The 23,128-nt window shown below is 57.4% G+C and carries 17 protein-coding genes; 9 read left to right on the plus strand and 8 right to left on the minus strand.

All coding sequences use genetic code 11. The annotated features are described in order from the left end of the window. Positions 1 to 62 precede the first annotated feature (62 nt). The 5 genes from secA (at position 63) to LW884_02035 (ending at position 5,506) form a co-directional block, all read left to right on the plus strand. Positions 63 to 3,314 carry a preprotein translocase subunit SecA gene (gene secA / locus LW884_02015; GenBank protein ID MCE3007112.1) on the plus strand — a complete coding sequence of 1,084 codons (3,252 nt, stop codon included), beginning with the start codon at positions 63 to 65 and terminating at the stop codon, positions 3,312 to 3,314. Next, positions 3,311 to 3,958: a deoxyribose-phosphate aldolase gene (gene deoC, locus LW884_02020; GenBank protein MCE3007113.1), complete on the plus strand. Its 648-nt coding sequence runs from the start codon at positions 3,311 to 3,313 to the stop codon at positions 3,956 to 3,958. Before secA ends, deoC begins: the two co-directional genes overlap by 4 nt. Then, positions 3,949 to 4,473 (plus strand): SPOR domain-containing protein, encoded by a 525-nt coding sequence (locus tag LW884_02025; GenBank protein ID MCE3007114.1) that lies wholly within the window; start codon positions 3,949 to 3,951, stop codon positions 4,471 to 4,473. Before deoC ends, LW884_02025 begins: the two co-directional genes overlap by 10 nt. Further along, the gene (queF, locus tag LW884_02030; GenBank protein MCE3007115.1) at positions 4,470 to 4,874 is read left to right on the plus strand and encodes a preQ(1) synthase; all 405 of its coding nucleotides are present in this window, start codon (positions 4,470 to 4,472) and stop codon (positions 4,872 to 4,874) included. The genes LW884_02025 and queF overlap by 4 nt, the downstream gene beginning before the upstream one ends. An 80-nt stretch (positions 4,875 to 4,954) precedes the next feature. Beyond that, the gene (locus LW884_02035) at positions 4,955 to 5,506 is read left to right on the plus strand and encodes a hypothetical protein (protein ID MCE3007116.1); all 552 of its coding nucleotides are present in this window, start codon (positions 4,955 to 4,957) and stop codon (positions 5,504 to 5,506) included. An 18-nt stretch (positions 5,507 to 5,524) separates the two neighbouring features. Here LW884_02035 and LW884_02040 read toward each other — a convergent pair whose 3' ends face one another. From LW884_02040 to LW884_02070, 7 genes are all read right to left on the minus strand, one after another. Then, positions 5,525 to 8,029, minus strand: a complete 2,505-nt coding sequence (locus tag LW884_02040) for a DUF5686 and carboxypeptidase regulatory-like domain-containing protein (GenBank protein MCE3007117.1) — start codon at positions 8,027 to 8,029, stop codon at positions 5,525 to 5,527. A 69-nt stretch (positions 8,030 to 8,098) separates the two neighbouring features. Beyond that, complete coding sequence (gene prfA, locus LW884_02045) at positions 8,099 to 9,178, minus strand: peptide chain release factor 1 (protein ID MCE3007118.1); 1,080 nt, start codon at positions 9,176 to 9,178, stop codon at positions 8,099 to 8,101. Continuing rightward, the gene (locus tag LW884_02050) at positions 9,171 to 10,076 is read right to left on the minus strand and encodes a hypothetical protein (protein ID MCE3007119.1); all 906 of its coding nucleotides are present in this window, start codon (positions 10,074 to 10,076) and stop codon (positions 9,171 to 9,173) included. Before LW884_02050 ends, prfA begins: the two co-directional genes overlap by 8 nt. Beyond that, positions 10,036 to 10,848: a UDP-2,3-diacylglucosamine diphosphatase gene (locus LW884_02055; protein ID MCE3007120.1), complete on the minus strand. Its 813-nt coding sequence runs from the start codon at positions 10,846 to 10,848 to the stop codon at positions 10,036 to 10,038. The genes LW884_02050 and LW884_02055 overlap by 41 nt, the downstream gene beginning before the upstream one ends. 27 nt (positions 10,849 to 10,875) lie before the next feature. Beyond that, positions 10,876 to 12,825, minus strand: coding sequence for an ATP-dependent zinc metalloprotease FtsH (gene ftsH / locus LW884_02060; GenBank protein MCE3007121.1), 1,950 nt, complete (start codon positions 12,823 to 12,825; stop codon positions 10,876 to 10,878). A gap of 148 nt (positions 12,826 to 12,973) precedes the next feature. Further along, positions 12,974 to 13,882 carry a sugar nucleotide-binding protein gene (locus LW884_02065; protein ID MCE3007122.1) on the minus strand — a complete coding sequence of 303 codons (909 nt, stop codon included), beginning with the start codon at positions 13,880 to 13,882 and terminating at the stop codon, positions 12,974 to 12,976. 130 nt (positions 13,883 to 14,012) lie between these two features. Further along, positions 14,013 to 14,801 carry a hypothetical protein gene (locus tag LW884_02070; GenBank protein ID MCE3007123.1) on the minus strand — a complete coding sequence of 263 codons (789 nt, stop codon included), beginning with the start codon at positions 14,799 to 14,801 and terminating at the stop codon, positions 14,013 to 14,015. A 233-nt stretch (positions 14,802 to 15,034) separates the two neighbouring features. Between LW884_02070 and ubiA the strand changes: the two genes are divergently transcribed. Next, positions 15,035 to 15,907 (plus strand): putative 4-hydroxybenzoate polyprenyltransferase, encoded by an 873-nt coding sequence (gene ubiA / locus LW884_02075; protein ID MCE3007124.1) that lies wholly within the window; start codon positions 15,035 to 15,037, stop codon positions 15,905 to 15,907. Positions 15,908 to 15,957: 50 nt separating this feature from the next. Further along, on the plus strand, positions 15,958 to 16,548 hold the full coding sequence (locus LW884_02080) for a hypothetical protein (GenBank protein MCE3007125.1): 591 nt from the start codon (positions 15,958 to 15,960) through the stop codon (positions 16,546 to 16,548). A 69-nt stretch (positions 16,549 to 16,617) separates the two neighbouring features. Here the strand turns inward: LW884_02080 and ftsY are convergent, their stop codons facing one another. Then, on the minus strand, positions 16,618 to 17,565 hold the full coding sequence (ftsY, locus tag LW884_02085) for a signal recognition particle-docking protein FtsY (protein ID MCE3007126.1): 948 nt from the start codon (positions 17,563 to 17,565) through the stop codon (positions 16,618 to 16,620). Positions 17,566 to 17,786: 221 nt separating this feature from the next. On the opposite strand from ftsY, the gene porU reads away from it, so the two are divergent. Beyond that, positions 17,787 to 21,746 (plus strand): type IX secretion system sortase PorU, encoded by a 3,960-nt coding sequence (gene porU / locus LW884_02090; GenBank protein ID MCE3007127.1) that lies wholly within the window; start codon positions 17,787 to 17,789, stop codon positions 21,744 to 21,746. 74 nt (positions 21,747 to 21,820) lie between these two features. Next, on the plus strand, positions 21,821 to 22,969 hold the full coding sequence (porV, locus tag LW884_02095) for a type IX secretion system outer membrane channel protein PorV (GenBank protein MCE3007128.1): 1,149 nt from the start codon (positions 21,821 to 21,823) through the stop codon (positions 22,967 to 22,969). Positions 22,970 to 23,128 lie beyond the last annotated feature (159 nt).

Raw genomic sequence — 23,128 nt, forward strand, 5'->3', positions numbered from 1 at the left:
GCACAAATCGATACCTTTGCACAGAAAAATTTTTGTCCGGAGCAACCTCTTTTTTTACCCCTATGGGATTATTTAGTAGCCTTTTCAAGTCGAAGAAGGAAAAAGACGTAGAAGCCCTAAAGCCCCTGGCGGCTGAGGTAAATGAAATACAACAGCAGCTCATTTCCCTCTCGGATGATGCCCTGCGGGCAAAGACGGGCGATTTCAAAGCCTATATAGCAGAATCCCTGTCGGAGCTGGAAGAGGCTATCGCGCAGCTGAAGGCCGAGATAGACGCGCACAAAAAAGCGCACGAAATACACGCGCTAGAGCCCCTGTATACCCAGCTAGATAAGCTGAAAAAAGACCGAAATGCCCGCCTGGAGGTGGCCCTGAAGGCCCTGATGCCCGAGGCCTTTGCCGTGGTGAAAGAGACCTGCCGCCGCATGGCCGAGCTGGGACGGCTGGTAGTGGAAGCCACAGACTATGACCGACGCTACGCCCAAACCCACCCCCATGTGCAGCTACAAGGCAGCCAGGCCATTTGGACAAACCAGTGGGAAGCTGCGGGTAGCCCGATTGTATGGAACATGGTGCACTATGATGTGCAGCTGATGGGTGGATCGGTGCTGCACGAGGGGAAAATAGCCGAAATGGCCACCGGCGAGGGCAAAACCCTGGTGAGCACGCTGCCCGTCTACCTGAATGCGCTGGCTGGCCAGGGCGTACATGTGGTAACCGTAAACGACTACCTGGCCCGCAGGGATGCCGAGTGGAATGCCCCCATATTCGAGTTTCACGGCCTAAGCGTAGACTGTATAGACAAGCACGAAAGCCACAGCGACGAACGCCGCGCCGCCTACCGGGCCGACATTACCTATGGCACCAACAACGAGTTCGGCTTTGACTACCTGCGGGACAATATGGTGAACCAGCCCGACCACATGGTGCAGCGCGAACACCACTTCGCCATTATAGATGAAGTGGACTCGGTGCTGATAGACGAGGCACGCACGCCCCTCATCATCAGCGGCCCCGTACCGCGTGGCGATAAGCATGAGTTCAATGAACTGAAGCCCCGCATCGAGAAGCTGGTGAACACCCAGCGCCAGCTGGTACAGCAGTTTGTGGCCGAAGGGCGAGATAAGGCCGAGACTGCCCCCAAAGAAGCGGGCCTGGCCCTGCTACGCGCACACCGCGGCCTGCCCAAGTACAAGCCCCTCATCAAATACTTCAGCGAACAGGGTGCCAAGGCCCTGATGCAAAAGACCGAAGCCCTGTACATGGCCGATAACAGCAAGCGCATGCCCGAGGTGGATGCAGCCCTGTGCTTCACCATCGACGAAAAGAACAACCAGATAGAACTGACCGACAAGGGGATAGAACTACTGGCTGGCCAGCAGGGCGACAAGGACCTCTTTATCCTGCCCGACATAACCGCCCAGATGAGCGAACTGGCCGGGAACACCAGCCTGAGCGACGAGCAGCGCATGCAGCTAAAGGAGGAACTGACCCAGAACTATGCCGAAAAAAGCGAGCGCCTGCACAGCATACAGCAGCTGCTGAAGGCCTACTGCCTGTTTGAGCGCGATATAGAGTACATTGTGGAGGGCGGAAAGGTGATGATTGTGGATGAAAACACGGGCCGCGTACTGCCTGGCCGCCGCTACAGCGACGGCCTGCACCAGGCCATAGAGGCCAAGGAAAACGTAAAGGTGGAAGCCGCTACGCAGACCTTTGCCACCGTTACGCTGCAAAACTACTTCCGCATGTACCACAAGCTGGCGGGCATGACCGGTACTGCCGAGACCGAGGCCGGTGAGTTTTACGAGATATACAAACTGGATGTGGTGGTAGTGCCCACCAACAAACCCACCGCCCGCCGAGACCTGAACGACCGGGTGTACAAAACCAAGCGCGAAAAGTACAACGCCATCATAGAGGAAGTACAGCAGCATGTGGATGCCGGAAGGCCCGTGCTGGTGGGCACCACCAGTGTGGAGGTGAGTGAGCTGCTAAGCCGCATGATGAAGCAGCGCCGCCTGACCCACAATGTGCTGAATGCCAAGCAGCACGAGCGTGAGGCCGAGATAGTGGCAGAGGCAGGGCTGGCGGGCAAGGTAACCATTGCCACCAACATGGCCGGACGCGGTACCGACATCAAGCTGGGGCCAGGCGTGAAGGAGGCCGGCGGCCTGGCTATCATAGGCAGCGAGCGCCACGAAAGCCGCAGAATAGACCGACAGCTGCGGGGCCGTGCAGGCCGGCAGGGAGACCCCGGTGTGTCCGTCTTCTTCATCAGCCTGGAAGACGACCTGATGCGCATGTTCCGCAGCGAGCGCATTGCCAAGGTAATGGACCTGCTGAAAATGAAAGAAGGCGAGGTGATTGAACACCGCCTCATCACCCGCTCCATCAGCAACGCACAAAAGAAGGTGGAAGAAAACAACTTCGCCATCCGCAAGCGCCTGCTGGAGTATGACGACGTGATGAACAAGCAGCGCGAAGTGATCTACACCCGCCGCCGCAACGCCCTTTTTGGCGACCGAATCCAGGTGGACCTGGATAACATGATCTATGATGAATGCGAGGCCCTGGTGGCCGCCATACAGCCCACGGGCGATGCTGAGCAGCTGCGTATGGAGAGTATTCGCCTCTTTGCCTACGACCCCGCATTCAGCCCCGAGGAGCTGGATAAACTACCCGCCCAGCAGCTGAGCCAGCAGTTGTACGAGGGCGTATCTGCCCGCTACCAGCAGAAGGCGCAGCGCCTGGCGCAGCACTTCTACGCCCAGGTGCAGGAGATACACAGCCAGCAGCCGCAGTACAAGATGATAGAAGTGTCCATGAGCGACCGGAAGCGCGTGCTGCGGATGCACCTGCCCATAGCCGAGGTGCTGGAAACAGAGGGTTATGCCCTGATGACTCACTTTGAGAAAGGTGTGGTGCTAAACATAATAGACGAAGCCTGGAAAGAGCACCTGCGCGAAATGGATGACCTGAAGCAGAGCGTGCAAACAGCCGTGTATGAGCAGAAAGACCCTGTGCTGATCTACAAATTCGAGGCATTCGAACTCTTCCAGCAGATGCTGAAGGTGGTGAATGAGAAGGTGAGCACCCTGCTGCACCGAGGCGAGCTGGAGGGCCAGGAGGGCGAAAACGACTATGTAGCCCAGCGCGAAGACTTTAGCCGCATGCGTGCCCAGCATGCCAATGCACAGGGCCGCCAGGCACCACAGCGCGTGCCAGTAGGCATACCCGTAGGGGGGCCCGATGGCGAGGAGCGCAAAATAAGTCGCCGCGAAAGACGAGCCCAGGAACGAAAACAAAAGTGATCCGCAGCAAAACTGATCTGAGCCTGCTAAGGCCTGATTCCGCCCAGAGCGACATAACGGCCCTGTGCGCCACGGCTGCCGAACAGCACGTATACGGCCTGTGCATCCCGCCCTGCTACGTAGCCCTGGCCAGCCGGCTGGTACAGCACGCAGGCGTGCGCGTTAGCACCGTAGTAGATTACCCCTATGGCTATAGCCCTACGGAAGTAAAGCTGGCTGCCGCCGGGCAGGCCATACAGGCCGGAGCTGTAGAACTGGACGTGGTGCTAAACATCTGCCTGCTAAAAAGCGGTAACCTGGACTACCTGGGTGCCGAGATAGCGGCCCTGCGCACGCTTAGCACCCGCCATGGGGCAGTCCTTAAGGTGATTATAGAGGCTGCCCTGCTGAGCGAGCAGGAGCTGGAGCAAATATGCACCCTGGCTGCCCACCACCAGGCCGACTATGTGAAAAACAGCACGGGCCTACTGGGTGGCCACGCCACGCCGGAGCTTATTCGAAAAATACGGGGCTACCTGCCCAGCACCGTCCGGATCAAAGCCTCGGGCGGAATCCGCACCCCCCAGCAGGCACACGCCCTGCTACAGGCAGGTGCCGACCGCCTGGGCACCTCCATTCTTCTTCCCGATTCACCATGCCTATAGTTCTTTTCCTCTTCTGCTGCCTGTGGCTGGGCGGAGCCAACCCCACGCTGGCACAGGCCCAGCCTGGCACCTATGGCCAGCCCATCCGGCTAAGCCAGTACCGGGATGTAGCCACATTCTCCGATCCCTTTGAGCGCATACAGGTGGGCACAGGGGCACCCACAATCCTGCGGGCAGACACCAGCCTGCGGAAGCCCAGTGTTCACATCCAGCAGGATACCGCCATAGACATAGGCCTGCGGCAGTATGCAAACCCCTACCGAACGCTGGGTTCGGGCATTGTGTACCGGGTGCAGATCTACAACGGAGACCGTGAAAAGGCTAGCCTGGCACAGTTTGACTTTATGGAGCTGCGCACTGGCCAGCCGGTATACATGGAGTTCGACCAGCCCAACTTCAAGGTACGGGTGGGCAACTTCAAGACCGAGCAGGAAGCCAAAACCTTTGTGAAAGACGTGCAGCTACACTTTCCGTCGGCTTTTGTAGTGCCCTGCCAGCTAACCCCCGAACGATGAAGCAGCCCGAAATAAAAATCCGAGATACCCGCCACGAAATTCAGGCCGAGGAAAAACTGAAGATCCTCGAGACCTTCGATTTTCGGCCCACCCACCAGCAGCTGATCACCTACGATACCGCAGAGTTCTCGGCGGTATGCCCCGGCACCGGCCTGCCAGACATTGGCCGCCTGCGCATACACTATGTGCCTGCTGACAAGTGTATTGAGCTGAAGAGCCTGAAGTACTACCTGTTCAGCTACCGCGAAGACGGGATCTTTCAGGAGCCGGTAACGGACCTCATCTTCGACCACTTGTGGCGTACCCTGGCCCCCGAATACCTGCGGGTAGAGATGATCTACAACACCCGTGGCGGTTTTGATACCACTGTGGTAGTGGAGAAAGGAACCCGATTGCAGTAGCCATACAGGGCTCATAGCGTATTGTTTGCACGATGTACTGGAGGACACTTTTTCTTCTTGGCTCATTCTTACTCGGTTCCATGCCTGCGCAGGCCCAGCAGCGGCGCGTTAGCCCCGAGATATTAGCCATCCGGCAGTATGCCGCCCAATTGGATACCCGCATCGACTCGGCCTCGCAGGGGGTGGGCCTCCATCAGATGGTGGTAACCCTGGAGGCCGAAACGGATGAGGAGGATTACCTAAAGCGGCTGGTAAACTTTGCGCATGAGCCCTTCAGCCGGCAGGACAAAGCGAGCAACAAACTGAACCGGGTAACCGTGAACTACCTGGAGGGAGATAGCACCCACATCCAGGAGGTGTACTACTACCAGGGCAAAGAGGTGGTGTGTGCCAGAAAGACGGTGGAGGGCCGAAAGTGCCAGGGTGAGGCTTATTACTTCCGAAAGTATATCTTGATCCAGGCCGACTACTGGGATAGCCGGGCGTGTGATGGGCCCCGGCGCGAGCGACTAGTGCCCGCCAAGCATCTGGATGACAATATGATACGGAAAGGTATGCACCACCAGCTGCGTGGGCGTGAGTACCAGGCGGCATTCAGTTCCTTTAGCTACACCCTGCTGCGGGAAGACTAGGTGACTATCTCACCCTCGCTAAAATTGAAAGTAGAGCAGAAACTGCTGCCTGCGGCTACCCTCGCCCACTAGGCGCTGGCGATATTCCACGCGTATCGGGCGAATAAATTTATAGCCGATATTTTCCAGCCCTACGCTCCATTCCGAGTACACGCCACGGTCATTCGTGGTCAGGTAGTGTATGCCGGCCAGGGTATGCCACTTTAGCTTGCGCAGCAGGGGCAGCTTATTCCACAGGAAACCGTTGTCGTGGTATTCAGTATGAATCTCGGCCCAGCTGGCACCGGTGGCATAGCTGTAGTAGTCCTGCGTGCCAAACTGGCTGAGTGCCTCGCCAGCGCCTAGCTGTATCTGGTTTCCACGGAAGTGCTGGTAGTCGGGCAGGGCCAGGCCTGCTGTATCTAGCAGGGTGCCCGCCGTGGCATAGGTGTGCAGCTCGCCCTGTAGGCCGAGGCTGTATACATCCTGCCAGCTGGCCCACAGCTTGTTAAACTGGCCCGCCGGGCCTGCCAGATAGGTGCCATATTGGTAGTGAAAGGCTAGGTTGTATTCCCCACCATCCAGGTACAAGCGGCCATCGGGGGTACTGGCGTAGTGCTGATTGAAATGGATTGGTAGGTTGATCTGCGATTTCCACACCGTCTGCTCCTGTACGGGCAGGTTGGGCTGGTAGGGGCGCAGGCTCTCTGCGGCCAGCGAGAAGTTTGTTCGGTTCACCAGTGGGTTTCGTTGCTCCCAGCTAGACCACAGGGCTAGGCTTAGTAGGGGGGTCAGGCGCCGCTCGTAGCGTAGGCCCGCATAGGTGCGCAGGTACAGCCGCAGGTAGTTTTGCCGGTCTATCAGGGTATAAGCCGTGTTGAAGTGGTGATTGATTTGTACCATATCGCCCGAAAACTCCGAAACATAGTGCCCGCCAAATACCCCCATTTGATAGCCAGCTCTGTCTATGCCCTGTACCCGGCGGTTTTCTTGCCGGTACAGTAGCACCGTATTGCCCAGATAGCGCTGGCTAGCAAAGCCATAGCGGAGCCTGCTATGCCATACAATCTGTTTTTTCTGCTCTTTGTCCAAGTTCCAGTGTTTGCTTACGGTAAGGGTTGCATTCCAGCCCTCCATCGTGTTGAAATACAAATCCGAAAGCGGGGACTTAATCTCCAGGTAGTTGTTATTCTGATAATTGGTATAGCGATAGCGATTAAGGAGGTTGCTGACGCTGAATTTATTTTGAGTACGGGTAAGAGAGTCTAGGTACTCAGGGCTACTCTCTCGGAGTTTCAGGCTATCCTTTAGCTGATAGTCTCTGCGCTCCAGGCTATCCAGTGGCACAGGCCGCCGGTTAGCCCAGTAGGCTGTATCGTTTTTCACTACCTCATCCCCTATTCGTAGTACCTCTTTATCCTTGCTTAAATCAACACCCACTGGAAGTTTAAGCTCGTATGAGTCAAGAAAATCAACCCGCTTACCCTTGAAAACTGCCAGGCCTAAGATTTCGCCCTTAAACTCCATCACCGTTTGCTGAGTTAGCCACAGCTCGGGCCCCACCGGTATGTATTGCCGTTTGATGCGCAGGGTGTCCAGAATGCTTATTAGCTGCCGCTCTTTTGTGAGCACGAGGTCCAGGGCTGCCACCGTCCAGGCACTATCTACCACCCATAGGGTGCCGGAAAATACCGGATCGTTCTGGCGGCGGGGGATGACGGAAATTTTGAAAAGCCGATGTTCGCCCTGCTGTACCGCACCCTCCAGCTTGTAGTGATAATTGATAAAGGCACCGGCCCCTATGGGTGATACGAAGCCACCCCGCGAACCCAGCTCGTCCAGCTTAATTACATTACGCTGTAGGTCAAAATCCAGATCGGAGGAAGAGAAGGCAGCATACATATCACTCTGGCCCGATACTTTGCTGTCTGTAATTACTTCCTTGTATCCGCTTGGCGGGCTACGATATGCTTTGCTTCGTGTTTCGGCTAGATATAGCAGGCCCGGCAGGTTGTTGAGGCTATCCGTATTTTCTGCGTCGCGCCCGCCTACTTTCTTAAGTGTAGAGGCACCCTCTTTTGTCAGTTTTGGCTGGTCTACACGTACCTTCACATAGGTCTGATAGCTGTGGTCGCCCAGCAGCTCCTCATAGTACTGCCGCTTATCCTTTACCTTTTTGATGATTCCATAGGCGGGGTCTTTGCCATCTCCGGTTACATAGATGTCTGGCAGCGTTAGCGGATCGGGCACCATCTGTATAGCCTCTAGCACCCGGTTTTCTCCGGCTGCCAGGTTTAGGCTACGCTGCGCTGTTTTGTAGCCAATGTAGCGGTAGATGAGTACGTAGCTGCCAGGCTGTGCAAGCCGTAGGGTATAGCGTCCGTCCTGGTCTGTCAGGGTGCCGCTTGTAGTGCCCTCTATCTGTATGCTGGCATGTGGTAGGGGGCTACCGGTTTCGTCCAGCACAGTGCCTTGCACCTGCTGCGCTTGCGCCCATCTGGCCCAGACGAACAGGCTGAGTGCCAATAAAAACATCGTTCGCATGGGCGCAATTATATGCATTCTTTCCCATGCGCATTGTTTCTCAGGAGAATAATCCTGAATAATAGCCTGTTAGCCCTGTCCCACGCGGGTTTGGTTCAGCTTGCTGGCGTTTTCCTCTATCCGCAGGGCCTCTATCACCTCTTCCAGCTCCCCAGCCAGTACGGCCTGCAGGTTATAGAGGGTCAGGCCGATGCGGTGGTCTGTAAAGCGGCTCTGCGGGAAGTTGTAGGTGCGGATCTTGGCCGAGCGGTCGCCACTGCTCACCAGGCTCTTGCGTGTGGCTGCCTCGGCTTCCTGGCGCTTTGCCAGTTCCATATCGTACAGCCTGGACTTAAGTACCTTCAGGGCCAGGTCGTAGTTCTTTAGCTGACTGCGCTCGTTTTGCATACTTACCACTATGCCGGTGGGCAGGTGGGTTAGGCGCACGGCACTGTAGGTGGTGTTTACACTCTGGCCCCCCGCCCCACTGGAGCAGAAGGTGTCTTTGCGCACGTCGTTCAGGTTTAGCTCCACATCCAGGTCTTCGGCCTCGGGCATTACCAGCACGGTGGCCGCACTGGTGTGCACCCGTCCCTGGGTTTCGGTATTGGGTACGCGCTGCACACGGTGTACACCGCTTTCAAACTTGAGCGAGCCGTACACGTCCTCGCCTTTTATGCTGATGGCCACCTCCTTGTAGCCCCCCACCGTGCCTTCGTGAAACTCCTGCACCTCAAACTTCCAGCCTTTCTGCTCGGCATAGCGCTGATACATGCGGAAGAGGTCTCCGGCAAAGAGGCTTGCCTCGTCGCCACCGGTTCCGGCGCGTATTTCCATTATCACGTCCTTGCTGTCGGTAGGGTCCTTGGGGATCAGCAGGTTCTTCAGTTCTGCCTCCAGGGTTTCCAGTTTGGGCTGCAGGTTTGCCAGCTCTTCCTTTGCCAGCTCGCGCATCTCCTCATCGGTTTCGGTGGCTATCAGCTCTTTGCTACCCTCTATATCTTCGGCCATGCGCCGGTACTTTCGGCCCACGGCTACCACGCGCTCCAGCTCCTTGTACTCCTTGCCCAGGGCGGTCATGCGTTTCATGTCGCTGGTAACGGAGGGGTCTGACAGGGCTGCATTTACCTCCGCGAGGCGCTGCTCCAGTTCTGCTATTTTTTCAATCATGATTCGTATACAAAAGTACCTGTTTTTTGCTTAGCACATAGATGCCGTTCCGGTGTGCCACAGCATCCTGCACGGCTATTGGGTCGGGCAGGCGCAGGTAGGCCAGCTGCTGGTTTGCGATGTTGTACCTGGCTAGGTGCTGCTGGTTGAAGAGCACCAGCTGGTTTCGATAAAGCGAGGCCCGCGTCCATCGGAAGCCCGTCTGGGGTTTCAGGTCGAACTGATAGACCCCGAATATGTCAAATACCTGAATGAGCTGCCGGCTGGTGTCTGCTACGTATAGGTAGGGTTGCACATAGTTTTCGTGGTCAAAGAGCAGCTGGCTGGGGTGCATCAGGCTGCCCTCGCCGTAGTTTAACCCACCGAAGGTAAGACTCAGTTCCCCAAAGGTGTCGAACTTGAGCACCTGCTGGTCTTCGCCATTTAGCAGGTACAGCTCGCCCTGGGGGCTTACGGCCAGGGCGCGGGGGTAGATGGGGCGTGTGTACTTTTCCTGGTTTACGCCTATAATGGGCTGCTCGAAGCGGTAGGATCTGATTTCGCGGAGATTTACACTCATCAGCACCACCCTTCGGTTTCCCCTGTCCAGCACATACAGTTTGTTTCGGGCCGCGCTGGTTACCTGGCTGGGGTTATTCAGGGCCTCGCCCGCTATGCCCTGCCCACCTATTGCGATGCTGCTATCGTACTGGTAGCGGGCAAAAAACTTGTACAGCCTGCTGCGCTGGCTATCTAGCAGGTACAGGTTGGCCTCTTCGTCTACCTCCAGCAGCTGGGCTTCGGGTGCAGCGGCCAGTGCTACCTGGGGTGCCAGCAGGCGCAGGGTATCGGGCTGGGCCTGTGTGCTGTGCCAGCTGCTAATCAGCATCAGGCTGATCCACCCGCATACATACGCCATGTTCACTGATCTCAAGATACGAAAAGTCCTCTATCCAGTCGCCCAGCACCCATAGGCTACAGTGGTCGTTTAGGGCCAGGTGGCGGGCCAGGTGGCGGTGGCCCATCACCAGGTGGGCTATCTGCGGGTGCTGGGTGCTATATTGGCGGGCAAACTGTACCTGCATTTCTTTTTCGCCATAGTCTTTCAGCTTGTGGCGGCGCTCCTGTGCATTGCGGCTGGTGTTGCTGCTCCAGTGGGCAATGCGAATGGCAAGGTTGGGGTGCAGGCGGGCAAATGCCCACTGGAGCAGGGGGTTGCGCAGGGCAGCCTTCAGCAGTTTGTAGCCCCGGTCTCCAGGCCCCAGGGCATCGCCGTGGGCAATGTAGAACTGCTGGCCAAAGAAGGTGCGGATAATGGGATCTCGGTAGACGGGTATGCCCAGCTCGGTGGGAAAATAGTCGTAGTACCACACATCGTGGTTGCCCGACAGGGCCGTGATGGGTATGCCACGGTCGCTCAGCTCGGCCAGCTTGCCCAGCAGGCGCACATAGCCCTTGGGCACCACGTGCCGCCACTCGAACCAGAAGTCGAATAGGTCTCCCAGCAGGTAGATCTCCTGTGCGTCTGTAGCTACTCGGTCCAGCCAGGCCACCAGCCGCCGCTCGCGCTGCAGGCTGCGTGCGTGGTCTGGCGCACCCAGGTGCACATCGCTCACCATATACACCTTCCGGCCCGCAGGGGGGGATGTCCCGTCTACGGCCTTGCTGTTGGGGTCCACTGCTGGGGGCATGGGGAGATGCGGTTCCGGGCGTGTAGCCTACGCCTCGCTGGCGGGCTCGGCTTCGGGCGATGTTTCGATCAGCTCGGGTTTTTCCTCCTCGCTGGCAAAGGGGCGCTTGCCCAGCAGGCGCTCCAGGTCGTCTATCAGGATTACCTCTTTCTCCAGCAGGGCCTGCGCCACAGCCTCCAGCTGGCTGCGGTGCCGCGTTAGCAGGTCCAGTGCCCGCTGGTAGGCACCGTCTATCATCTCGCGCACCACGCGGTCTATGGTCTCGGCCAGGTTCTCGCTATAGGGCTTGGTAAAGGTCATCTCGCCCTCGTCTCGGGTAAAGCTCAGGTTGCCCACCTCATCGCTCATGCCATATACGGTAACCATGGAGTAGGCCATGCGGGTAATGCGTTCCAGGTCGTTTTGTGCGCCGGTAGAGATCTTGCCGAATACCAGCTCCTCGGCCGCGCGGCCACCCAGGGTTACGCATATCTTGTCCAGCAGCTGGTCGGTATTGTTCAGGTACTCCTCCTTGGGCAGGTACTGCGCGTAGCCCAGGGCAGCAATGCCGCGTGGAATGATGCTCACCTTTACCAGTGCCTCGGCATGCTCCAGAAACCAACCGGCTACGGCGTGGCCGGCTTCGTGGTAGGCTATTACCTTCTTCTCGCGCGGCGAGATAATCTTGTTCTTCTTTTCCAGTCCGCCAATGATTCGGTCGATGGCATCCTGAAAGTCTTGCATATCCACGGCCTCCTTGTTTTTGCGGGCAGCAATCAGGGCGGCCTCGTTGCACACATTCATGATATCTGCCCCCACAAAGCCGGGCGTTTGCTGCGCCAGTCGCTCTACCTGTATGCCGGTACCTTTCACAATTTTTTTCAGGTGGACCTTGAATATGGCCTCACGCTCTTTCAGATCGGGCCGGTCTACGCCGATTACGCGGTCAAAGCGGCCTGGGCGCAGCAGGGCGGTGTCCAGCACATCGGGCCGGTTGGTGGCTGCCATCAGGATGACGCCTTGGTCGGTATTGAAGCCGTCCATCTCCACCAGGATCTGGTTCAGAGTATTCTCGCGCTCGTCATTGCCGCCCGTAATGTTGGCCCTGCCACGGCTACGCCCTACGGCATCTATTTCGTCTATAAAGATGATACAGGGGGCTTTTTCCTTGGCTTGCTTGAAGAGGTCGCGCACACGGGCTGCCCCTACGCCTACAAACATTTCTACAAAATCAGATCCACTCAGGCTGAAGAAGGGCACCCCCGCCTCGCCTGCTACAGCCTTGGCCAGCAGCGTCTTGCCCGTACCGGGAGGGCCCACCAGGAGTACGCCCTTGGGGATGTGGCCGCCCAGTTTGGTAAACTTGCTGGGGTTGCGCAGAAACTCTACCACCTCCTCCACCTCGGTTTTGGCTTCTTCCAGGCCAGCTACGTCGCTGAAGGTAACCTTTACCCGGTTTTCCTTGTCGAAGAGCGAGGCCTTGCTCTTGCCGATATTGAAGATCTGCGAGCCGCCCATGCCCCCCCCTACGCGCCGCATCAGGAACATCCAGATGGCGATGATGATAAAGATGGGGATGAGGATTTGCAGAAAGGGGGTAATGTAGTCCTTCTCCTCTATGTTCCGGAAGGGTACATTCTTGTCTCGCAGTTTGGCAAAAAAGCCATCATCGTTCCGGCTTAGCTGATAGGTGTACTGTGGGCCACCATCCGAGCCGGAAAATAGGCCGGGCTTTTGGTCGGTGCCTTTACCACTGGCCTGCTCTTTACGGGCTTCTTCGGTCAGGAAGACCTCTACCCGCTCGTTGTTCACAATCCGGATGTGGTCTACTTTTTCTGCATTTACCAGGCTCCAGAACTTCTGGTCGTCTATCTGCTGGCCGGCCTGGCGGTCGGGTAGCACAAAGAAGACGACAAGGATGAGCATGAAGATGATGCCGTATATCCAGTAAAGGTTATTGCTGCCGCCCCGCTTGCGGGGGTTTTGGTCCTGGGCCATGTGTGTTGTGTACTAATGGTAAAGCGAATGGGGCCGCAAAAAGCATGCCTTGTACACAGGCACCAGCTTTGGCAGCCGGGTACCTGCAAATTTGGCAGTAAGCTACGAGAAAAAGCGCAATTATACGGGCCTGCCGGCAAAGTTTTGGCTAGGCCATGGCCTGCAGCTGGCGCTGGATGACGGCCAAGCCCTGGGCCAGCGTATGGGGTCTGTAGTCCAGCTCCGTCTGTGCTTTCAGGATGATCATGCCTGTCTGGGGGGGGCGCCTGGCGGGTTGGTTCAGGGTGGTGCTATCGGTGGGTACCATCAGGGTGGTATCCAGGCCGAAGAATTGTGCCGTTTGCTGGGCTATCTCCCACACATTCAGGATATCGGGACCTGCCAGGTGGTAGATGCCGGTTTTCTCGCGCATCAGCACGGCTATCACGCCGTCTGCCAGGTCCTCGGCCAGGGTAGGGCTGCGCACCTGGTCGTTTATCACCCGGATCTGCTGGCCGGCCTCCAGGCTTTTCTTCACCCACAGGATGATGTTGCTCCGGCTTAGGTCTGGCAGCACGCCATACACCAGGGCAGTGCGCAGGATGGCCGCACGTACGCCCACCTCTTGTATGCGCTCCTCGGCCAGCCACTTGCTGTGGCCATAGGTGCTCAGGGGGTTGGCTGTGGCGCGCTCGTCATAGGGGCTTTCCTCCCCGTCAAATATGAAGTCGGTACTGATGTGGATCAGGCGGGCATCCAGCTCCAGGCACAGCTGGGCCAGCTCCTCCACCGCCTGGGCATTCACGCGGTGGCACAGCTGCTGCTCCTTTTCGCAGGCATCCACGTTGGTTATGGCAGCGCAGTTGATCAGCTCTGTGGGCCCAAAGTCGCGCACCACCTGGCTCATCTGCACCGCATTGTTCAGGTCCATCTGTGCATAGGCGTAGTCCCCTTGCAGCTTATGGCTTTCATCCTCCCCTGTGGCCAGCAAGCTTAGGCCCGTTCTGCCCTGCAGCTTGGCCACCAGCTTCTGGCCTAGTAGCCCATTTGCGCCCGTTATCAGTACTCGTCTTTCCATCCTGCAAACATACAAAAAGCCCCCCCCCTGCTTACAAATGGCTAACCTGCTACAGGCAGGTGCCTTGGGCAGGGCATAAAAAAAGCGGGCTCGAATGCGGCCCGCTTTTTTTAAGATTATCCGGATAGACCTAGAAGAAGAAGCTCAGCTTCAGGTTGCCATTGGCAGTGCCAAAGCTGGTGTAGCCTGTGTTGGTGTCTACACCGAAGGTGGTAGATCCGCCTGTGTCTACAGTAGTAGAAGTGCCACCAGCCGGAGTGGTAGTGATCTCGCCGTCACCTGTGCTAGAAAGGAACAGACCCCAGCCCAGTTCGCCACCGATGGCTACCTTGGGCGCGAAGAAGTATTCCACACCTACAAAGGCATTTGCACCAACAGTGAGGGTAGTGCCCTCTTTGGTCTCTACCTCGTTCACGCCTGCCACCGTTGTGCTGGCAGTTTGATTGATCGTTTTACTGCCCTGTATGCCCAGCACCACTTCGCCACCGTAGTAGCCTTGGAAACGGCCATAGTTGCCACGACGAAACTCCACGCCACCGCTCAGGAAAACATTATAGCCAGACTCTTCATCTTTCTCCTCAACGTTGTTATTTACCGCGTTGGTTACGTAGTTGCTCTCGGTATTGCTGCCGAATCCGATACGCAGTCCACCACGGATGGCCATGGTCTCGCTCATGAAATAGCGACCTTGTACCATTTGCCAGCCGTTCAGGAAGTCAAAGCGGGCATTGCTAGAAGAGGAACCAGCAGTAGAGCCTACAAACTTGCCAACGTAGTCCAAGAAGGGGTTAGCACTAACACTCAGGCTAAAGTCTCCGGCCTCGGGCAGGATGTTGATGCCCCGCTTAGAGGTCATGTCTTGTGCACTGGCAGCACCTGCAAAAACGAGGGCTACCATCATCAGGGTAAATTTTTTCATGGTTTTGGTATTTGATGAACAAATTAGGTTTGATGGCCAAAAGTTAGAATTTTTTGTGAAGGTCAATCTTTTTGTGAAGTATTTTTTGGCCTCTTGTCCTTTACCCTCCATCAGGTTGGTTTAAAGATATGCAGCGTTTCCGGTCATTTATCCCCAAATTTGCCGCTACCGGGGCGTCAGGCAGGTCCGGGCAGAATGAAACAGGAGCGTTTTTGGGATTCGAGAAAAACTGTATGCAGAGCACCACACCCCGCGTAGCCGATTTTTTTTCGCTGGTTAAAATCAGTCATACCATTTTTGCCCTACCCTTTGCCATTCTGGGCTTTGCCCTGGGCTGGATGCATGCGGAGGCACATGAGTGGTGGGATTTTCCGCTCATCCTGCTGTGCATGGTTACGGCCCGGAATGCCGCCATGGGCTTTAACCGCTGGGCCGACCGCCGGTACGACCGGCAGAATGCCCGCACTGCCCAGCGCGAGATCCCCGCAGGCAAGATTTCGGGACGGGCTGCCCTGGCCTTTGTGGGGGCAAATTGCGTCGTCTTTATTATGGCCACTTACCCCCTGAATGCCAGCAGGCTGTGCTTTTACCTGAGCCCGGTGGCGCTGCTGGTCATCCTGGGGTACAGCTACACCAAGCGTTTTACCTCCCTTTGCCATTTTGTGCTGGGGCTGGGTCTGGGTCTGGCACCGGTGGGGGCCTACCTGGCTGTTACCGGCAGTTTTTCTGCTCCCATTATTTGCCTGGGGCTGGCGGTGCTGTGCTGGACAGCGGGTTTCGACACCATCTATGCCCTGCAGGACGACCAGTTTGACCGCCAGCAGGGGCTACACAGCCTGCCCGTGGCGCTGGGCCGGCGTGGTGCCCTGGTGCTGTCTGTACTGCTGCATGTGCTGTGCGCAGGGCTTATTGCCCTGGTGGGCTACCAGCTGGCTATGGGGGGGCTCTACTGGCTGGGTGCGGCCCTGTTTGGTGGCATCCTGGTGTATCAGCACCTGCTGGTAAAGCCCCACGACCTGAGCCGCGTGAACCTTGCCTTCTTCACCACCAATGGCATAGGCTCCATTGTGTTTTGCACCCTGGCCATTGCAGACCTTTTGGCATGATATTCGCTTGCAGAGGTTCCAATAGTTAGTACTAAAGTTCCTTATCTCCCATGCACGCCCTTTTTTTCCGTCCGTTCCTGGCCGTTGGCCTGTGTATCCTGGGTCTGTTGCCCACTCAGCCTGCGGTTGCCCAAACGGTGGTGCAGTTCTACACCGATCCGCCAGCAGAAAGCGCCCTGGCCGACTGGGTGCCGACAAAAAAAGACCAGGCCGAAAGCTGGCTGACAGAGCGCAATACCCTGGGGGGCTACCTGCGCGCCGAAGCACCCGATGGCGAGGCCACGCTGGAGGTGGCCAAGTTTCTGAAAAAGAACAATAATGCGGTCTTTGTCGTCAGCATCCTCCGCTGCCAGCCCGGGTGCGAGCAGACGCTGGAGTTTTGGCAGGGCTACAACAACGGGAAGCAGTGGCGGCGAATGGATGAGTACCTGATAGACCTGCTGGGCCCCGAGCAGCTGCAGGACCTGCTGCGTGCCGCGGGCTACTCCGTTTCGCTGGCCGAGCTGGCCGAGCACCCGGTCATCTACCAGTTGCCCAAGGGGGGCACCAGCCTGGGTGTACGCATAGTGGGATTTAATGAAGAGGAACCGATAGCATACCTCGACTTTGTGCGAGACAAGTTTCAGCTACGGGCAGAATAAGCGAAGTCTGCAAAAAACGCCCCGCCAAATGATGCAAATCCTGGCTGCACAAAAACCCACTGTGTGCCCTTAAGCCTGCTCAAACAGGCTGTCTACAAAGGCAGCGGGCTCAAAGCGTTGCAGGTCTTCCATCCCTTCGCCTACGCCTATGTAGCGTACCGGTATCTGAAACTGATCGCTGATGCCAATCACTACCCCGCCCTTGGCCGTTCCGTCCAGCTTGGTGATAGCCAGTGCACTCACCTCGGTGGCCTCGGTAAACTCGCGTGCCTGTGCCAGGGCATTCTGGCCGGTGCTGCCATCTAGCACCAGTAGCACCTCGTGCGGGGCACCCGGCACGTGCCGGGCGATGGTACGCTTTATCTTGCCCAGCTCATCCATCAGGTGTTTCTTGTTGTGCAGGCGCCCGGCTGTGTCTATTATTAGCACATCCACCCCTGCCTGCACGGCGGCCTGTGTGGCTTCGTAGGCTACGCTGGCAGGGTCGGCCCCCATGCCCTTGTCTACCACGGGCACGCCCACCCGCTCGCCCCATATCTTCAGCTGGTCTACGGCTGCAGCCCGGAAGGTGTCTGCCGCGCCCAGCATCACACGGTTTCCGGCAGCCTTGAACTGGTAGGCCAGTTTGCCAATGGTGGTTGTCTTGCCCACCCCGTTCACTCCCACTACCATCAGCACATAGGGGCGCTTGTCTGGCTCGATGGGGTCAAAGGTCTTGTCATTCCGCACCAGCAGGCCGGCTATCTCTTCGCGCAGCAGGGCATCTATCTCGGCCGTGGTGGCCCGCTCCTTTGCGGCTCGTTTCTGTATGCGTTCAATAATCTTCAGCGTGGTATCCAGCCCCACATCACTCAGCATCAGGATCTCTTCCAGCTCATCCAGCGCGGCGGCATCTATCGGGCTTTTCCGGCCCAGCAGCCCGGCCAGCCGGCCCAGCAGCCCACGGCGTGTGGGGCTAAGGCCCGCGTGCAGCGATTCGTTCTTTTTCCCCCGCTTAAATACATCAAATAGGCCCATTGGGCAAAGATAGCGACAAAACACAGATCCTTGAGGAGCGGGCGTTGCATAAAGCACGTGCTACAGGCAGCCGGACCGCGCTGGGCCGTACGTTATCCCTGGCTTCACACGCCCTTCACACAAGCGGCCTGAATAGACCGTTCAAACCCGAATAGGCGCAAATGGAACTAAAATTTGGCGGACAGACAACATTTTTACTTCTTTGGTGGTTAGCTTGCTGTATGCAGAAGTCGTGTAGCAAAATGAGAGATACCCTGGCAAGTTCCTGGTTCTACCGCCTGGCCTTTGTGGGCGTGGTCCTTTTGTTGATTCTGCCCGTATGGCTGAGCGCACAGTCTGTAGAGCGTAGTTTTGTGCCCAAGTGGACAGATGCCCGCTACGTACACCCCTTTATGGAGCCAACCTACACGGTGCCAGCCCCGGCTTTTGAGGGCTGTGTGTACGATGAACGCATATATAATCTACCCTACCAAGCCCTACAGGTTCTGCATCCAGGCACAGCACACGCCACCTATGGGCTGCTGACTACCAGCCAGATGGAAGAAACCGAGAGCCTGGAATTTTTTGATGCCCTGGCGCAGGTGGCAGATGTGGATGCCCTCTTCCGGGGTAGCGAGTGGTACCCGGCTAGTCCGATGCAGCACATACCACTACAGCAGGGGGGTCAGGCCCTTTCGGTGCTGCACCTTTATCCCATCCAGCTGCACCGCTCGGGCACCCGGATCCGCACCTGGCGAGCCCTGCATTACAGCGAGCTGGCCCCTGCCGCTGCTGTGGCCACCACGCAGCAGGCACTGGGCAAAACGCAAAACACCCCCACCAGCAAGCTGGCTACCGGGGTGTGGCACCAGCTAGCTATTAGCGAAACAGGCATCTACAAGATAGACAAGGCCTTCCTGGAGGGGATGGGCATCTCCACGGCTGGGCTAGATCCCCGCAACCTGCAGCTGTATGGCAAAGGCGGCGGCATGCTACCCCAGCAGAACAGCGCCTTCCGGCACGACGACCTGCCCGAGGTGGCCATCCAGGTGGTGGGTGAGGCCGACGGGGTGTGGAACGATGGAGACTACCTGCTCTTCTACGGCCTGGGGCCCCATGTGCTGGTGTACGACTCGCTGGACAAGCGTATGCGACAGCAGAACCACCTGTACACAGACCGGACCCACTACTACCTGACCGTGGGGCAAAGCGCGGGCAAGCGGATAAGCCTGCAGCCTGCTGCCACTACGGCAGACAGTGTGGTGAGCCGGCTGCGACACCTGGCCTACTGGAACCTGGATCAGCACAACCTGAACGAGAGTGGCCGACTGTGGTTTGGCCAAGAGTTCCGGGGCAGCAGCCTTAGCTTTACCTTTAGCCTGGCTACCCCCGGTGCCGTGCCCAATGGCCAGCACCGGCTGTACGCCCGCGTGGCTGGCCGGAGTGACAATGCCACCACCTTCCAGCTGGGCGAAGGCAGCAGCAGCCTGGGCAGCATTGGCTGCCAGCCCGTAAACACGGGCTGTAGCTATTGCGACCGTGCCGATATCCGCGAGAACGTGTGGGCCCTGGGGGGCGACAGGCTGCAAGACGGTGCCCAGGTCTCTGTTAGCTATTCGGGCGGACAGAATACCCAGGGCTGGCTGGACTACCTGAATGTAGACTATGAGCGGAGCCTATCGCTGGATGTACCTTTCTTCCAGGGCTTTATTCCCATTGGCCGGGCGCGTACATTGGGCCTGGACTTTGCAGGCGGCACGGCCCAGCACCAGCTGTGGCTGGTGAATGACCCCACCACACCGGCAGCCCTGGACTACCAGCTGAGCGGCAGCACCCTCAGCACTCGTCTAACCGCTAGCCAGAGCCCCTGGCTGGTAGCCTTTACCCCTGCTGCCCACCAGCTGCCGCAGTATGTGGGCACGGTGGCAAACCAGAACCTGCACGGCCTGCCCCAGGCCGAGTACCTGATTATATCCGACCCCGACTTTGTACCCGCTGCCCAGCGCCTGGGCCAGTGGCACCAGCAGCACGATGGCCTGAGGTTCCATGTGGTTAGCCCGGGGCAGATTTACCAGGAATTCAGCAGCGGAATGCCCGACATTACCGCCCTGCGAGACTTTATCCGCATGTTCTGGCTACGGGCAGGCAGCAATGCCGCCGAGCGCCCCAGGTATGTACTACTCTTTGGCGATGCCAGCTACGACTACAAGGGCTACGAAACACAGCCCAGCCGCGTGCCCGCCTACCAGGCCCGCGAGAGTAATTTTCCCCCCAGTGCCTTTGTGTCCGACGACTTTTATGCCTTTATGGATGCAAACGAAGGCCTTTGGGGCGAAGGCAATGCGGAGGACTGGCAGGACCGGGTGCGCCAGACCCATACCATGGACCTAGCCGTGGGCCGCCTACCTGTAAACAGTGTGGCCGAAGCCGAGGCAATGGTAGACAAAATCATCGGGTATGGTACCCGGGGCCGGCAAGACGACCCCTGGAAAAACCGGATCCTCTTTGTTGGTGATGTGTATCGAGACGAATGTAACCACCACACCGAGGCCGATAACCTGGCCAAAAACACCGTGGCTACCGAGGCCCCCTGCATGGTTGCCCAAAAGGTGTATCTGGATGCCTACCCCAGTGTGAATGGGGCCGATGGTGTGCAATATCCCATTGCACAGCAGCAGATGATAGACCGCATAAACCGAGGTGCCCTGGTGGTGAACTATACGGGCCACGGGGGCGAGGATGGATTGTCGAACTCGCGCATCCTGGAGCTGAACGACATCAGCAACCTGCAAAATGAGGGACGAGAAGCCATCTGGATAACTGCCACCTGCGACTTTGGCCGCTGCGATGTGCCCAGCTTCCCCTCTGGAGCCGAGCGCTTGCTGCTGAAAAGCAAGGGCGGAGCAATTGCCCTGATTACCTCTACCCGCGAGGTGTTTAGCGCGGGCAACTTTGTGTTTAACCAGAATACATACCAGCACTTCTTTGACCGAACAGCGGATGGCAGCCGGTACCTGACACTGGGCGAGGTGATGCAGCAGGCCAAAAACGCCTCCTGGAGCTCCTACGAGATCAATACCCGCAACTTCATGCTGATGGGCGATCCCGCCATGCGCATTGGCCTGCCTGAGTATGAGGCTGTGATTACCGAGATAAATGGGCAAGCCCTGGTACCCGGCCAGATAGACACCCTGAAGGCCTTGGGCCGTGTATCCCTGCGCGGAGAGCTACGCCAGCCAGGCGGAGGTCGTCTGTCAAACTTTGAGGGCACGGTGTACGCCAGCATCTACGATAAGGCACAGCGCTCCACTACCAGCCGGTGCCAGTTCCAGTTCGACGAGCAGCGAAACATTCTCTTCAACGGACGGGCCACCGTAAGCCAGGGTGCATTCACACTGGAATTTGTAGTGCCCCTGGACATAGACTACACCCCGGGGCTGGGACAGATCAGCCTCTTTGCCACTTCGGCAGACCAAGAAGCGGCAGGCTGCACGCGCCAGATTGCCGTGTGCTGCACAGATCCAAACCCGGTACAATCACTCGGCCCCCCCACCATCAACCTATACCTGAATAGCCCCAACTGGCGCAGCGGAAACCTGACCGACCCGAACCCCGACCTGATGGCGGAGGTGTACTCGGATGTGGGTATCAACACCAGCGGCCTGGGCATAGGCCGGGAGCTAACAGCCGTGCTGGATGGCAATACCATCGAGCCTATCCTCCTGAATGACTATTACACAACTGTCGAAGACAGCTATCAGCGCGGCAGCATCTTGTATGCCTTTGAAAACCTGCCCGAGGGGCCCCATAGCCTGAAGGTGCGTGTGTGGGACGTGGCCAACCGATCGGCCACAGCCGAAACGCAGTTTGTAGTGGCTAGCCGGGTTTCCACCGCCGTAGACCATGTGCTGAACTACCCGAACCCCTTTACCGAGAGCACCCGCTTCCAGCTAAACCACAACCAGGTGGGAACCCCCCTGCGCATACAGGTACGCATCTACGACCAAGCGGGGAACCTGGCCACCCAGCTGGATAGCCGCCTTACACCCAGCTCCTACGTGCTGGACCACCTGAGCTGGGAAGGCCAGCGGGCGGATGGCAGCCCACTGCAGAAGGGCATCTACCTGTATGAAATACGCGTAACAAATGAAGAAAGCGGAGAAGTAGTACGCAAGTACAGTCGCCTGGTGCTCATGAAATAAAACACGTATATTAGCGCACCGAATACCAGAACGGCCTATCAGAAGCAGCTTTACCTGATTTTTATTTTCTCTTTATGCTTTCACCACGCTTTTCCATTCAGGCGGCTGTTCTGTCTATGTTTTTGATGACGGGCACCGTATTTGCGCAGCCCAATGCGGCTGGCCAGCAAAAGGCCATTACCACAGCTGTACCCTTTCTGCTCATTACCCCCGATAGCCGCAGTGGAGCCCTGGGCGATGCCGGTGTGGCCATAGCCCAGGGGGCCAATGCCCAGTACTGGAATCCGGCACGCCTCACCTTCTCAGACGAGCGCTATGGCTTTGCTGTAAACTACACCCCCTGGCTACAGCAGATTATACCGGATATCAACCACGCCTTTCTCCCTTTCTATTACAACTTTGGCCAAAAAGGAGGCGTAGTGGGTGCCAGCCTTACCTATTTCTCGCTGGGTAACATCAACTTTACCGACGAGAACGGACTGGAGACCGGCAGCTTCAATGCAAATGAACTGGCCTTCTCGGCCAGCTATGCCATTCGCATTACCGAATCCCTTTCCACAGGCATAGGCCTGCGCTATATAAACAGCAACCTGGCCGGTAGCCAGAACCTGGGCGGCGGCATCAGCACAAACCCCGCCAGCAGTGTAGCCGGCGATATCTATCTGGCTAGCGAAAAGCCCTTTAAATTCAAGGCTAACCGAAACGCACCCGAAATACCCATGTTATTCGCCTGGGGGGTGAACATCAGCAACATTGGCGGCAAAATGCGGTATACAGACGTGGGCCGTCGGGATTTTCTGCCTACCAACCTGAAGGTGGGGTATGCCCTTACGGCTGAGATCGACAACTTCAACAAGCTTACCTTCACCAACGACTTCAATAAACTACTGGTACCCAGCAAGGTGCCTGCGGAAGGAGAGTCTGAGCAAAGCGTGATAGAGGGCATATTTAGCAGCTTTGGTGATGCCGATGGCGGCTTCAGCGAAGAGCTAACGGAGATAAACGTGAGCCTGGGCCTGGAGTACTGGTACAATGACCTGTTTGCGGTGCGTGCCGGCTACTTCTACGAAGATCCCGGAAAAGGCAACCGAAAGTACATTACCCTGGGTGCAGGTGTGCACTTCAAGGTCATCACCCTGGATTTTGCCTATCTGGCCCCCCTGCAGCAGAACCACCCGCTGCAGAACACCCTGCGCTTCTCGCTGGGCTTCGACTTCAAATAGTCAGTACAAGTAGCAGGCGGACGCGAGAAGAAGCTGTGGGCCAAGTGCCGAGGTGTTCCCCTCCTGTACTACTCTCATACGCCCCCGCTGCGTGGGACGAAAACCGAAAGTATCCTGATAGGTTGCTTTCGGTTTTCTGTTTTAGGGTTTTTGCCCCCA

The organism is Bacteroidota bacterium (assembly GCA_021300195.1).
Classification (GTDB): Bacteria; Bacteroidota; Bacteroidia; order J057; family JAJTIE01; genus JAJTIE01.